The organism is Chryseobacterium urinae (assembly GCF_030518295.1).
GTDB classification, from domain to species: Bacteria; Bacteroidota; Bacteroidia; order Flavobacteriales; family Weeksellaceae; genus Chryseobacterium; species Chryseobacterium mucoviscidosis.
On the sequence record NZ_JAULSJ010000002.1, the window covers coordinates 211,865 to 226,792 of the forward strand.

Annotated in this window: 11 protein-coding genes; 3 read left to right on the forward strand and 8 right to left on the reverse strand. The window is 35.7% G+C overall.

The window, feature by feature from the left end; genetic code table 11:
- Positions 1 to 16: 16 nt before the first annotated feature.
- The 5 genes from kdsA to QWT87_RS02195 all read right to left on the reverse strand — a co-directional run bounded on the left by kdsA (position 17) and on the right by QWT87_RS02195 (position 6,967).
- Complete coding sequence (gene kdsA, locus QWT87_RS02175; protein ID WP_087710243.1) at positions 17 to 826, reverse strand: 3-deoxy-8-phosphooctulonate synthase; 810 nt, start codon at positions 824 to 826, stop codon at positions 17 to 19.
- 111 nt (positions 827 to 937) lie between these two features.
- Positions 938 to 1,282 carry a hypothetical protein gene (locus tag QWT87_RS02180; RefSeq protein ID WP_302713201.1) on the reverse strand — a complete coding sequence of 115 codons (345 nt, stop codon included), beginning with the start codon at positions 1,280 to 1,282 and terminating at the stop codon, positions 938 to 940.
- On the reverse strand, positions 1,282 to 1,806 hold the full coding sequence (locus QWT87_RS02185) for a DUF1697 domain-containing protein (RefSeq protein WP_302713202.1): 525 nt from the start codon (positions 1,804 to 1,806) through the stop codon (positions 1,282 to 1,284). Before QWT87_RS02185 ends, QWT87_RS02180 begins: the two co-directional genes overlap by 1 nt.
- A 94-nt stretch (positions 1,807 to 1,900) precedes the next feature.
- Entirely contained in the window at positions 1,901 to 3,388 is a 1,488-nt protein-coding gene (locus QWT87_RS02190) for a hypothetical protein (RefSeq protein ID WP_302713203.1), read from the reverse strand.
- Between the two features lie 93 nt (positions 3,389 to 3,481).
- Positions 3,482 to 6,967, reverse strand: coding sequence for a glycosyltransferase family 117 protein (locus tag QWT87_RS02195; protein ID WP_302713204.1), 3,486 nt, complete (start codon positions 6,965 to 6,967; stop codon positions 3,482 to 3,484).
- 222 nt (positions 6,968 to 7,189) lie between these two features.
- Here QWT87_RS02195 and QWT87_RS02200 point away from each other — a divergent pair, with 222 nt between their 5' ends.
- From QWT87_RS02200 to QWT87_RS02210, 3 genes are all read left to right on the forward strand, one after another.
- Entirely contained in the window at positions 7,190 to 8,227 is a 1,038-nt protein-coding gene (locus QWT87_RS02200; protein ID WP_087710250.1) for a PLP-dependent cysteine synthase family protein, read from the forward strand.
- A gap of 71 nt (positions 8,228 to 8,298) precedes the next feature.
- Complete coding sequence (locus tag QWT87_RS02205) at positions 8,299 to 9,573, forward strand: aminotransferase class I/II-fold pyridoxal phosphate-dependent enzyme (protein WP_288458091.1); 1,275 nt, start codon at positions 8,299 to 8,301, stop codon at positions 9,571 to 9,573.
- Positions 9,574 to 9,689: 116 nt separating this feature from the next.
- Positions 9,690 to 11,885 carry a B12-binding domain-containing radical SAM protein gene (locus QWT87_RS02210; protein WP_302713205.1) on the forward strand — a complete coding sequence of 732 codons (2,196 nt, stop codon included), beginning with the start codon at positions 9,690 to 9,692 and terminating at the stop codon, positions 11,883 to 11,885.
- A 157-nt stretch (positions 11,886 to 12,042) separates the two neighbouring features.
- Here the strand turns inward: QWT87_RS02210 and QWT87_RS02215 are convergent, their stop codons facing one another.
- From QWT87_RS02215 to atpD, 3 genes are all read right to left on the reverse strand, one after another.
- Positions 12,043 to 12,864, reverse strand: coding sequence for a hypothetical protein (locus QWT87_RS02215; protein WP_302713206.1), 822 nt, complete (start codon positions 12,862 to 12,864; stop codon positions 12,043 to 12,045).
- A gap of 80 nt (positions 12,865 to 12,944) precedes the next feature.
- Entirely contained in the window at positions 12,945 to 13,226 is a 282-nt protein-coding gene (locus QWT87_RS02220; RefSeq protein WP_076390168.1) for a FoF1 ATP synthase subunit delta/epsilon, read from the reverse strand.
- Between the two features lie 84 nt (positions 13,227 to 13,310).
- Positions 13,311 to 14,819 (reverse strand): F0F1 ATP synthase subunit beta, encoded by a 1,509-nt coding sequence (gene atpD, locus QWT87_RS02225; protein ID WP_302713207.1) that lies wholly within the window; start codon positions 14,817 to 14,819, stop codon positions 13,311 to 13,313.
- Positions 14,820 to 14,928: the final 109 nt, after the last annotated feature.

The window sequence follows — 14,928 nt, forward strand, 5'->3', positions numbered from 1 at the left end:
TTTTAACAGAATTTAATTATAAAATTGCTTCCCGAACTCTGGTTAGTTTTTGCAGTAAATCTTCCAGAAGATCCAGTCTCAGCATATTGGCTCCGTCGGACAAAGCGGTTTCGGGAGTGGGATGCGTTTCGATGAAAATTCCGTCTGCACCAACTGCGATTCCGGCTTTTGCTATGGTTTCAATAAGATCCGGTCTTCCTCCTGTAACTCCTGAACTTTGGTTCGGCTGTTGCAGGGAATGGGTAACATCCAGAATAACAGGCGCATAATTTCTCATGGTTGGAATTCCTCTGTAATCTACCACCAAATCTGTGTAACCAAAGGTATTTCCTCTTTCAATGATCGCCACTTTCTGATTGTCTGAGTCTGTAATTTTTTCAACGGCAAATTTCATGGATTCCGGAGAGAGAAACTGTCCTTTTTTTAAGGTGACACATTTTCCTGTTTGTGCTGCGGCAACCAAAAGGTCTGTCTGGCGAACCAAAAACGCAGGAATCTGCAACACATCTACATATTGCGCCGCCAAAGCTGCGTGCTCGTTTTCGTGAATATCTGTTGTTGTGGGGATATTGAATGTTTCTCCTACTTTTTTAAGGATTTCCAGAGATTTTTCTTCTCCGATTGTGGTAAAAGAGTCTACTCTGCTTCGGTTGGCTTTTTTAAAGCTTCCTTTAAAAATGTAGGGAATGTTATATTTATTGGTTAATTCCACCACTTTTTCTGCAATTTTCAGTGCCATGTCTTCGCCTTCGATGATGCAGGGACCGGCAATTAGGAAAAAGTTTCTGGAATCTTTGTGGTGGATATTATCTAAATACTGAATCATTTTATTTTTTGATTAAAAAGTTCAGTAAAAATAGGGAGAAAGTTCGGAAATCCGAAATTATTTGGAGGGTTTTGCTAATCTCCACCAAAAGATTTATCGTTACAAATTGTTTTAGGAATATCTAAAAATATCCTGCATTAAGGCTGTAAAAAATATGGTTACAAAAGTTGCCATCGGTAAAAATAAAAGATGATAAATCCAGTAATTATTTTTCCTAAGAATTTTGATAATGATCCAGTGAACAATAAAAAGAGATGAATAATATCCGGTAATAGTCACAATGCCTTCAATAATAAAACTTTTTCCTTCAAACAAAGAAATGATGATTGAAATTGTAATGACAATACCTAAACTTACCAAAAATCTCTTTCCGATTTTTGAGCTTTCAGGATAGACGAAATAAAAGAAATTGGCTAAAGCAAAAATTATCAGAAAGTAAACTATACTTGTAAGCATCAAAATTTCTTTAAAATCTTTTCAAAAGTATTAATATTTCTGCTTGTAAACAGGTCTTTCATGCTTTTTTTACCTAAAATTTTCCCAAAAGCTGAATCTAAAGTATTTCCTTTCGGAACCTGCCAGTAAAAAATATGGTTTACGATTTCTGCGGCTTCATTCTCCGTTTTTAAAGCGTTTTCAAATTCCTTCATTAAACTATTTTCGACACCATTATTCGTTACGAAAGCATAGATATGGAGATCATCATTTTTTTCAAAGGGATTTCCGTTCCAAAACTGTTCTGTTTCCTCCTGAGATTTGATGAACAGATAAGCTTCGTAAGAGAAATTTTCTGACATTGCTTTCTCAAGGATTTTCTTTAATTCGTCGGCTTTTTTATCGGAGGAAAAAACAATATTTCCTGATGCTAAAATTGAAATAACGTCATTCATTCCTGCATTATTGAAAACCTGACAGACTTCCGCCATTTTCATATTGGTTCCTTTTACGTTGACGCCACGGAGAAATGCACAGTATTTCATAGTTTTAGTTGTTTTAGCGTATTAGAGCTTGAGGGTTTTGGAGTTAATGAGTCTTTACAAGCATCCAGCTTCCTTCTTCTATCTTCCTGCCAAATTAATCAATTCTTTCGTATAAATTATAATCCGTTCCGGAAGGTTTTAAAATATAAATCTTCTCTAAAATTTTATTGTCGCTTTTCAGATGGTCTTTTACACGAAATTCTTTGATCAGTTTATAATGAATTTTCAGATACTCAGCATTTTTTGATTTAAAAAGATCATCGTAAGAAAGTAGATATTTGGGCTTTCTGTTTTTCACGGTATTGATCCAGAAATTCGGCTTGTCTTTTTTAATTTCTTCCTGTACTTTTTTATCCACCAATCCAACTTCATCAATCGCCTTTAATCCTGAAAAATAAGGAACATAACCGGCAGGTTCAAGAAAAATCCATTGGTTTTTGTCTTTTTCATATTGGTTTAAAAATGTTCCGATCGTTCTTCTGTAATTCCATTCTCCGTTTCCTGTAGCAATTGAATGCACCGTCTGGAAAGCCAGCATCGGAATGATATAAATGACGATTAATAAAGACAGCCAAAGATTTCTTTTTACTTTTTGTTCCAAAACAAAAATCAGGACAGGCACGAAAAGCAAAATCTGCGGAACCCAGTAATACCAGTCGAAAAGACTTTTTTGAGAAAGGAAAATAAGCTGTTTCACCCATCCGAAAATAAAGATCATCCACAAAAATACATTTCTTCTGTCTCTTTGTCTTACCAAATAAATAAAGCAAAGCAGCTCAAAGATCAGCAGTAAAACAGTTAGCGGATTAAAATCTCCGGGAAGTTTCAGCATTCCCCAGAAGTTTCCGAAATTCAGCCAGAAATATTCCAAATTCTGTTTGAATGTAAAATTCTTATCATACGCTAATTTTTTAGCAATGATAGTATTATTAACCAACTCTCCAAAATAGAACCAGTTGAAAGCCAAGACGATTGAAATTCCTAAAATACCTCCAAGAATATAGCTCCATCTTATTTTTTTATTCCATAAAAGATCGATTAAAAATACAATTCCTAAAAATATAATTGTATCTATTCTTGTGAATAAAATAAGGATCGGTAAAACGATGAGAGTCCATTTTTTTCCTTTATGAAAGCCATAATACAGCAATGCCATTTCCAGTAAGAAAAGAATTCCGTATTCCATTCCGAGGATCGAAATTTTGATTGCCGGAGGTAAAATTCCGATTAAAAAGATAAAAATAGCTTTGTGCCATACATTTTTTAAAACCAGATGCGAAAGCAATAAACTTCCGATGGTAAAAAGGATTGAGTTAAAAACAAGAAGCGGTGCTATAAAATTTTCTTTTCCGAAAATTAAATTAAACAGATACGAAACAAAAACATAAAGATGCGTTGTAGAAGCAGATATCTTCGTATCGCCGTTGAAGCCGATCACTCCGTAATCCAGAAGATTCTGTGCAACTCTCCACGTAATGAAAGCGTCTTCCTGAATATAATTTGTAAGTAAAAATAAAAGTTTAAAAACGACTGTAAAAATTACAGCATACACCGGGATTTTGTTATTTCTCGTCTCTACCATTGTGCTTCTTTGATATCGCAAATATAATCTTAAAATTTCTGAATCCCAATATATAAAAAAAACGGAACCGAAGTTCCGTTTTAAGTTTTGTTATTATTGCGTTGCTTTAATAATCGAATTGGTGATCTGTGCCTCCTTTTCTTTGGTGTAAGTGGAATCAAAAGGTTCCATTACATCGAAAAGATACTGGTAAAAAGGAGTGATCTTCTGTACTTGTTCAGATTCCTTCATCGCTTTTTCTTTGCCCATTTCTTTAAGATTTTCTACAAAAGTGTTGAATTTCTTATCAATCGGCTCGATGGATTTTATCAGATAATCATACGCTTTATCTTTCTTTCCAATCTTCGAATAAGCATCTGTAACGGCAGAAATAACTAAAGAATATTCCATTGGTTTTGTTCTGATCTGTCTTTTCAGATAACTCTGGTCAGATTTGCTCAGACTCATGTAATAATCATATTCTTCAAAAATTCCTTTTTTCAGAACTTCAGCAAGCTGCAGTCCTTTTTTCTCCTGTCCTGCCACAATGTATCCGTAAACCATTGAGCTTAAGGAACGGGGATCGTTATATTTTTGGGCAGGAATTTCTTTAGAAGCTAAATCTAATAATTCCAGTGCTTTTCCTTTTTCTCCCATTGTTGCCAAAGCTGCTGCTGCTCTGCTTGCGGAAGATCGGTAGCTCATGATATTTGAGGTTGCAGTCTCGTCAAAATGTGTATTTAAATTCTTGAAGTTACCCCATCTGAAATTTTTAACCACATTGTAAAGAGAATTGGCATCTACTCTTCCCATATCTCCGCCTTGTGATGGTGGAGTATGAATTGGAACCAATCTGTAACTGAAACCGTCAAACTGAAGATACTCGTCTAAGAAGAAAATATTTTCGCTGTCATAGATTCCTCCCGAAGAGAAGTTGATTGGTCTTTTCCAGTCGAAATGTGCTAAAACATCAAGTAGAATCAGATTGTTTTTATACAGCGTATTTCCTTTATAAGTAATCATGATCTGATTAACTGTTTCCGGAAGATCTGCTGCTTTAATAATTCCTGATTTTACTGCATTTTCTTTATTTACCGGTAAAATGAATTTGTTTACAGGTAAGATATTGTATTTCTCGAATTTCTCTTCCCCGAAATACATTTTAAGAAGTTCGTTTTTCGCAGGAGAAGTATATTTCAGGAAGCTGATTGCTTCTTTCATCGTCATAGAATCCTGAGTAAGATATTTTCTGAATTCCGCAAATTCCGTTGGAGGTGCTCCCTGCTGTTTTAGCATAGAGAAAAGTCCTTCCCAGTCATCTTTCTTCATCATGTAGATCTGGTCGTTTACACCATCTCTGTAATCGTCATGCGTTAAAACTCCCGGAACCGGAGCTGCGTTGTATGTTCTTCTTTTAATCTGATCGATATTCCAAGGTGTGGAAGCCAGTGTAAAGTTGACTACTTTTACATCGTCTCTGAAGTTTTCAGTCTCCTGAATTGCCCAAACCGGATACGTATCGTTATCTCCGTAAACGAAAACAATATCGTTTTTAGGCAGAGATTTCAATAAAGAATATCCGTAATCGTAAGAAGTATATCTGTCGTGTCTGTTATGTACATTATAATTCTGGAAGCCCATCATGAAAGGAACTCCAAGAAGAACCACTCCTGCAACAATGTTTGCTGCATTCGATTTTATTTTAGACTGCAAGAACCAAAGAATTGCTCCGGCTCCTAATCCGATCCAGATGGCAAAAACGTAGAACGAACCTACCATTGCATAATCTCTTTCTCTCGGTTCGAAAGGCTTTACTCCGGTATAGAAAACGATTCCCACACTCATCAGAACAAAAATTGAAAGCATCGCATAGAATCTTCCGAAATCTCTGTTAAGCTGGAAAAAGAATCCGATTAATCCTAAAATCAAAGGTAAAAAGAAGAATTTTACGGTACTTTCATTTTTAAATTTCGCAGGCATTTTTTCCTGGCTTCCCCATAAAGCATCATCAATAAAAGAAATTCCCGAGATCCAGTTTCCTCTTGTGCTTTCCATGTTACCTTCAAGATCATTCTGGCGACCTACGTAATTCCACATCAGATATCTTACAAAATAATAACCGTTCTGGAATGTGATGAAATAATCCATATTCTGAGCCAGGGAAGGCTTCTGAACATTGATTAAGTTATAAGGTTTTACTTTTAAATAATCTGCAGCGGTAATAGATCCGTCTTCATATTTCTTTCTTAATTCGTCGAAAATCTGCTTTGCTTCAGGGCTGTCTGCAACATCTTCATTACTGTAATTAAAGGTGAAATCCGGCGCACCGTACATTGAAATGTAGTTAGCCATTACATCTTTGTCCTCATTGAACATTCTCGGCATAAAGCCTACATGAGCCTTATTGAAAACATAATTGAATCGGTCTCCTGTTTTTCTGTACGTTCCTGTTTTCTCGTCTTTTTCGTAGATTTCTCCTGTTTTCACAGTATTAAAACTTCCGTCTTCTTTTTTCTCAATTCCGTTTGCATCTAAGAAAGCGGTATAATTCTGACCATAAATTGTAGGCCAGTCTCCGTATTGTTCTCTGTTATAATAATCCAGCATTCCGATGGCGTTGTCCGGATCATTAAGGTTCATTGGCGGATTTGCGTTTGCTCTGATAGGAATTACCATCCAGCATGAAAACCCGATCATCATGAAAACAATGGATAATGCAATTGTCTGATAAACATTTTTCTTCATCTTTCCTGCATAAGAGATCAGGAAGTAACAGATAACAACCATCAAGACAAAAGCAGCAATAGTTCCGGAATGGAAAGGAAGACCTAAACCGTTCACGAAGAAAATCTCAAGTTTCCCGAACATCGTCATGATTAATGGGAAAATCCCTTTAAAAACGATTGCTAAAATTACCAGCGTAATCACATTTGCCCAAAGAAAATTCTTCCAGGTAAAAGTGTAGTTTCTCGCGTAGTACACAAGACAGATCGCAGGAATTGCCAACATACACATCATGTGAACTCCTACTGAAAGTCCTAAAATGAAGAAAATTAAAATAATCCATCTCTCGCTGTCCTTCGCCTGATATTCATTCTCCCATTTGGTAATTAACCAGACCAAAAGTGCAATAAACATAGATGCCATTGAGTAAACTTCCCCTTCTACCGCAGAGAACCAGAAGGTATCTGAAAAGGTGAAGCATAACGCTCCTACAACTCCTGCAAAAAGAATAGAAATCTCCTGATGTTTTGTAATGTCATCAAAATCTTTGTTTAAAAGTCTTCTTACGAAATGCGTAATGGTCCAGAACAAAAACAAGATCGTAAACGCACTAAACAATGCAGACATCGCGTTGATCACGATAGAATAATTTTCGCCCTTTCCTAAAGCAAAAATGGCTGCCACAGCACCCACAATCTGGAATAAAGCCGCTCCCGGAGCGTGCGTTACTTCAAGTTTTACCGCCGAGGAAATATACTCGCCACAATCCCAAAAACTGAAATTCGGTTCTATGGTGGACAAGTACGTGAAAAATGCAATGACGAAAACAACCCATCCGAGAACGGTGTTCCATTGCTTAAAAGTCCAATTTTTCATAGTATTAAATCAATTATGCGAAAATAAGGCTTTTATATGATTTTAGACGGTTTTTAACAAAATTTAAAGATTTTGGCTCGCTTTTTGAAAAGTTTCATCTTTAGATAGTAACAGAAAACAATTTTTTATCTATTTTAGAGGTTAGAAATCAAACAAAAGTTTAGAAATAAATTTATTTTTTTGTATTTTTGCCGTCAGATTTTTATTGAAAAATAACAAATAATGAGTAATGTTTACGATAATATACTTGGCCTAATAGGAAATACTCCTATGGTGAAGCTTAACACTGTGACGAAAGATATTCCTGCAACCGTTTATGCCAAGTTAGAATCATATAATCCTGGACATTCCACAAAAGATAGAATCGCACTTCATATTATAGAAAACGCTGAGAAAAAAGGTTTATTAAAAGAAGATTCCGTAGTGGTAGAAACTACTTCAGGAAATACAGGATTCTCTATTGCCATGGTTTGTATCATCAAGGGATATAAATGTATTCTTGCGGTAAGTGACAAGACCAAGCCTGAAAAAATAGCCTACCTAAAGGCTTTAGGAGCTACTGTTTATATCTGTCCCGCGAATGTTCCCGCAGATGATCCGAGATCTTATTATGAAGTAGCCAAAAGAATTGCTTCAGAAACTCCAAATTCCGTTTATATCAACCAATATTTCAACGAGTTGAATATTGATGCACATTACCAGACCACAGGTCCTGAAATCTGGGAACAGACTCAGGGAAAAGTAACTCACTTGTTTGCGTGTACAGGAACCGGAGGAACTCTGTCAGGTTCAGCAAAATTTTTAAAAGAGAAAAATCCGGATATTAAAATCATTGGTGTGGATGCAGACGGATCTATCCTGAAAAGCTACCACGAAACCGGAGAAATCCACAAAGAAGATGTTCATCCTTATCAGATTGAAGGAATGGGAAAAAATTTAATTCCTTCTGCCCTTCTTTTCGACAAAGTAGATGAATTTGTAAGAGTAAATGACGAAATGTCTGCTTACAGAACCCGTGAAATCGCTTTAAAAGAGGCAATTATGGGAGGATATACTACAGGAGCTGTTACACAGGCTTTAATGCAATATGCGCAATCTCATGAATTTTCTGAAAATGACCTGATTGTGTTGATTTATCCTGATCACGGTTCAAGATATATTACTAAAGTATACAGTGATAAATGGATGGCTGAACAGGGGTTTGTAAACAACTGTGTACACAACTACGATGAAGTTTTTAAAACTGAATTCATTAAATAAGGACGAAAAATTTATACAAATCAAGCCTTTTTGTGATTACAAAAGGCTTTTTTACTTAAAATATTAATAAAATGTTGGATATTTTTGACAGAATAAAAGAAAATCCAGGACCTCTTGGACAATTTGCAGATTATGGTGAAGGGTATTTCATTTTCCCCAGATTAGAAGGACCTATCGGACCGAGAATGCAGTTTCAGGGAAGAGAAGTTATTTTCTGGAGTGCTAATGATTATTTAGGAATGTGTAATCATCCTGAAGTTCTGGAGGCTGATGCAAAAGCGGCTGCAGAATTCGGAATGTTTTATCCGATGGGTGCAAGAGCAATGTCGGGAGAAACTGAGCAGCATTTGCAATTGGAAAGAGAACTGGCTGATTTTGTTCAGAAAGAATCTGCATATTTATTAAATTTCGGTTATCAGGGAATGGTTTCTACCATTGATGCTTTGGTAGGAAGAAATGATGTAATTGTTTATGATGTTGATTCTCACGCTTGTATCGTAGACGGTGTAAGACTTCACGCAGGAAAAAGATTTACGTACAGACACAACGATATTGCAAGTCTTGAAAAAAACCTTGAAAGAGCAACCAAAGTAGCGCAAGAAACAGGAGGAGGAATTTTAGTGATTACCGAAGGTGTTTTCGGAATGAGAGGACAGCAAGGTAAATTAAAAGAAATCTGTGAATTAAAATCAAAATACAAATTCAGACTTTTAGTTGATGATGCACACGGATTTGGAACACTTGGAAAAACAGGAGCCGGAGCCGGTGAAGAACAGGGTTGTCAGGATCAGATTGATGTTTACTTCTCTACTTTTGCCAAATCTATGGCAGGTTTTGGAGCATTCATCGCGGGTGATAAAGAAATTATCAGATATCTGAAATTCAATTTAAGATCTCAGATTTTTGCTAAATCTTTAACAATGCCAATGGTAATCGGAGGTTTAAAAAGACTGGAACTGTTGAGAACAAGACCGGAAATCAAAGCAAAACTTTGGGAAAATACTTACAAATTACAGAATGGTCTTAAAGAAAGAGGCTTTAACATTGGAGATACAAATACTTGTGTAACTCCGGTGATGATGCAGGGAACTCCGGTGGAAGCAACCCTTTTGGTAAAAGATTTGAGAGAAATCTACGGGATCTTTACTTCGGTAGTGGTATATCCTGTAATTCCGAAAGGAATGATTTTATTAAGATTAATTCCTACAGCTTCTCACACCGATGCTGAAATTAATGAAACCCTGGCTGCGTTTGAAGCTATTCACGATAAATTGGTAAGTGGTTATTACAAAGAACAGGAACAAAAACTGTTGGCAGAACAAGGTTTAAGTTTCAAAGAAATTTAATCTGAATATAAAATAAATTTAAGAACCACTGACATTCGATCAGTGGTTTTTGTTTTAAAACCTATCATAAATTTTCAGAATCTGAATATTTAAAATAACTTTGCAAAAATTTTCTCTTGAAAGATCTACTTCTCATTACTCCGCCTTTCACTCAGCTCAACACGCCTTATCCTGCAACAGCTTATATTAAAGGTTTTCTAAATACCAAAAATATTTCCAGCTTTCAGACAGATTTGGGAATTGAGGTCATTTTGGAATTATTTTCGAAAGACGGACTTCAGAAGATTTTTAATCAGAAAACTGATTTTCAGACTCTTTCAGAAAATGCTCAAAGAATTTACGTTTTAAAAGAAGAATATATCAAAACGATCGATCAGGTTATTGCTTTTCTGCAGGGTAAAACCCCAACGTTGGCAAGACAAATCTGTTCGATGAACTTTCTTCCGGAAGCCTCCCGATTCAATCAGCTTGATGACATGGAATTTGCTTTCGGAAATATGGGACTTCAGGATAAAGCCAAACATTTGGCAACTTTGTATTTAGAAGATCTTTCGGATTATATTGTTGAAAATATTGATCCTGATTTTGGATTCAGCCGTTATGCGGAAAGATTAGGAAAAAGTGCCAATTCTTTTGATGAACTTTATTCTAAAATTTGCGGCGAAGCTACTTTTATAGATGATTTTACTTTAAAGATTCTTCAGGAAAAATTAGAGCTTGTTCAGCCAAAACTGATTTGTTTTTCCATTCCTTTTCCCGGAAATTTATATTCTGCTTTTCGTTGCGCGAAATATATCAAAAAAAATTATCCGCACATTAAAACTGCAATGGGCGGCGGATTTCCGAATACTGAATTAAGAGAATTAAAAGATAAAAGAGTTTTTGAGTTTTTTGATTTTATTACTTTGGATGATGGAGAGCTTCCAATTGAATTGCTTTATGAAAATATTTGTCATTCTGAACAAAGTGAAGAATCTCAGTTTAAAAGAACTTTTTTACTTGAAAACGGAGAAGTTACTTATAAAAATAATTCCACAAGACACGATTATAAGCAAGCCGATATCGGAACTCCCGATTATTCTGATTTACAATTGGATCAATATATTTCTGTAATTGAAATTGCCAATCCGATGCACAGTTTATGGAGCGACGGAAGATGGAATAAGCTCACAATGGCACATGGATGTTATTGGGGAAAGTGTATTTTTTGCGATATTTCTTTAGATTATATTAAAATTTACGAACCGATTTTAGCTAAAATTCTGGTTGACAGAATGGAAGAGTTGATCCGGACAACTGGAGAAACAGGATTTCATTTTGTAGATGAAGCGGCTCCTCCTGCATTGATGCGTGAAGTTGCTTTAGAAATCTTACGAAGAAATTTGGTCGTAACGTGGTGGACTAATATTCGTTTTGAAAAAAGTTTCACCAAAGATCTGTGTTTTCTTTTAAAACTTTCCGGTTGTGTTGCCGTTTCAGGTGGATTGGAAGTTGCAAGTGACCGTCTGCTGAAATTGATTGATAAAGGAATTTCTGTAGAACAGGTTGCGAAAGTAACAAGAAATTTTACAGAAGCAGGAATCATGATCCATGCCTATTTGATGTATGGCTACCCTACTCAAACTATTCAGGAAACAGTAGATTCTTTGGAAATGGTTCGTCAGCTTTTCGAGATGGGAATTTTACAAAGTGGATTCTGGCATCAGTTTGCGATGACGGCGCATTCACCTGTGGGTTTACATCCTGAAGAATTTGGCGTTACTCCGATTAAGCAGGAAATTCTGTTTGCCAACAACGATGTTGATTTTACAGACAAAACCGGAATCGATCATGGAAAGTTCAGCTTTGGTTTAAAAAAATCTCTGTTCAATTATATGCACGGAATCAATTTCGAACTTCCTCTTCAGGAATGGTTTGATTTTAAAATTCCGAGAACAACCGTTCATCCGGATTACATTCATGACTGTCTTCTGGAAGATGATGATTTTATTTTTAAAGAAAATTCTAAAGTTCTATTTTTAGCTAAAAACGTAATCGCTGAGAATCGCGTAAAAAATAAAAAGAAATATATTTATGCGTACACGAAAATTACAGTACACTTAAGAACCAATGTCATAAGTGTAGATTTGGAGCAGGAACACGCAGAATGGCTTATGAAAATGTTTGGTGAACATCCAATTGAAAATTTTAAAAAGCCAACTCTGCAACAATTGAAAACTCAATTCGAAGAAAATTTTGAAGATTTTGAATTATTCTGGTTTTCTAAACCGATGCAGCAATTGAAAGAGAACGGAGTGATTTTGAGTTTGTAGATTAAAAAAATCTCAGGCTTAAATTATTTACAAGTTCTAACCAGAAAAATGAAATAGGAAAAGCTTCAAAATATCTGAAGCTTTTTTAAGTTTTGGCTAAAGCCAATTGAATTTATATCAATAGAAACGGGCTAAAGCCCGTTTCTATTGATAATTTTTATTTTTGAACACCGTCTTTTGTGACTTCACCCACAATTACTTTTTCCTGAATTTTAATAAAATTAGGATCCATTATTGCCATTCTTTCGGCAATTGCTTTGTAGGTTGGGAATTTTAAAATCGATGCTCTTCCGGACATTTCTCGGTACAGAGTAAAGGTTTTTCCTCCCGCAGATTTAATCTGTTTTGTTGTTGTGATGTATTTTCCGATGTATTTGCTGTTGGCATCATAAATTTCAATATCAACAAATGTTTTATCCGTAACCGTGTCATCGGAACCAAAACTTGCAGGTAAATTGGTAAAATAACCCACTGGTTTTCCGTTACTTAAAATTTCGCCTACATTATTGACGGTAATATTTAATTTATCAATTTTAGTTCGGATGGTATAAGCATCTTTTGTTTTGGTATCAAGCTTCCTTTTAGGTGAATTTTTAAAAAGCTCGTCTAGGTTTTTGATGTTGATCCCTCTTTCATCAATGATTTTCAGACTTTTAACACAGGTGTAAGCTGCTGATTTTTCTTCCCCTGAAAATGCAGATGGCGAAATATAGTCCAGATCGAGCGTTTTGTCCTGATTATAAATTCTTTTTAGCTTAATGTAACTGTCGCGTACAGAATCAACCACACTTTTATCTACAAATTCTATTGTATAAATTGGAGTTTCTTTAAGATCCATAAAAGTATATATTCCACTTTTATAGGACAGTTTTGCGACATGAATTCCTTCAAGATCCACAATTCCTCTTTTAATTTTAACCGTCTGAGCATTGAAAAGCAACCCGAAAACTGAAAATAAAATAATTAAAAATCCCTTCATAAAACCAAATTCATACAAAAATAAAAAAAGTGTAACGAATTGTTACACTTTCTTGAAAATATATTTAGCTTTTCATTTAATTATTCACAAAGGATAATTCCTTTATTATGATTAAATTCTACAACACCGCTTTTGATAGGATAAGAAAAAACTGAATCTTTCTCATTTTCTTTCGTAAAGTATTTGGAATAGGCTTCATCAATAGATTTAGCATACAATTTTACTTTACCACCGATTAAAGAAGAAACGATTCCTGCGTGGTTTTGCATGATGTGGAATTCACCATTTTTTCCAGGCAGTAATACTGAGTCTACTTCTCCTTCAAAAACTACGTATTCTGGTGTTAAAATTTTTATATTCATTTTTATGAAATTATAGATTATAGATTTTAAATTATAAATTATTGAAATTCAATCTAAAATCTAAAATTTAACATTTAAAATTTCTTAAGCGTTATCAGCTAACATTTTTTGTCCTGCTTCGATTGCTTCTTCGATAGTTCCTTTCAGGTTGAAAGCAGCTTCCGGTAAGTGATCCAATTCACCATCAATGATCATGTTGAATCCTTTGATGGTATCTTTGATGTCTACCAAAGATCCAGGAATACCTGTAAACTGTTCTGCTACGTGGAAAGGCTGAGAAAGGAATCTCTGAACTTTTCTTGCACGGTAAACAACAGATTTGTCTTCTTCAGAAAGTTCTTCCATACCAAGAATCGCGATGATATCCTGAAGCGCTTTGTATCTCTGAAGAATTTCTTTTACTCTCTGTGCACAGTTATAATGTTCTTCCCCGATAATCTCAGGAGCCAGAATTCTTGAAGTAGAAGCCAATGGATCTACCGCAGGATAAATACCCAATGAAGCAATTTTTCTGTCTAGTACCGTTGTGGCATCCAAGTGAGCAAACGTAGTTGCAGGAGCTGGGTCAGTTAAGTCATCCGCAGGTACATAAACCGCCTGTACTGAAGTAATTGAACCATTTTTAGTAGAAGTAATTCTTTCCTGCATCGCTCCCATCTCAGAAGCTAGTGTCGGTTGGTAACCTACCGCAGATGGCATACGACCTAAAAGTGCAGATACCTCAGAACCAGCCTGTGTAAAACGGAAGATATTGTCTACGAAGAAAAGTACGTCTCTACCCTGTCCGCTTTCTCCACCGTCTCTGTAGTACTCAGCTAATGTAAGACCCGAAAGTGCTACTCTCGCTCTTGCACCAGGTGGCTCGTTCATCTGCCCGAAAACGAATGCTGCTTTAGAATCTTTCATTACTTCTAAATCTACTTTAGAAAGATCCCAACCTCCGTTTTCCATAGAGTGCATGAAATCGTCACCATACTTGATGATTCCGGATTCCAACATCTCTCTCAAAAGGTCATTTCCTTCTCTCGTTCTTTCACCTACTCCGGCAAAAACTGAAAGACCTCCGTGTCCTTTTGCAATATTGTTAATCAACTCCTGAATCAATACGGTTTTACCTACACCTGCACCACCGAACAAACCAATTTTACCTCCTTTTGCGTAAGGCTCGATAAGGTCGATTACTTTGATACCTGTAAATAAAACTTCCGCAGAAGTTGAAAGCTGATCAAATTTTGGAGCTGGTCTGTGAATTGGCAGACCACCTTCGTTAGATATATTTTGAAGTCCGTCGATAGCATCACCAACAACGTTGAATAGTCTTCCGTTTACTGCCTCACCGATTGGCATCATAATAGGATTTCCGTATCCGATTACGTCCTGCCCTCTTTTAAGACCGTCAGTAGCGTCCATTGCGATACATCTTACTGTATCTTCGCCAATATGCTGTTCTACCTCTAAAACTACTTTTTCACCGTTTTCTTTTGTAATTTCTAACGCATCATAGATCGCTGGAACTGCTTCCACATCACTGAAGACAACGTCGATTACCGGACCAATAATTTGAGAAATTTTACCTTTAATTTGGTTTGCCATTGCTAAATTTTTTCTTGGTGCAAATATAATGATTCTTCATAAACCTGCAATTGGTAAAAAACAGATTTTTATCATATCTTTTTATAAGTCTAAAAAACTGTTCGTTTAG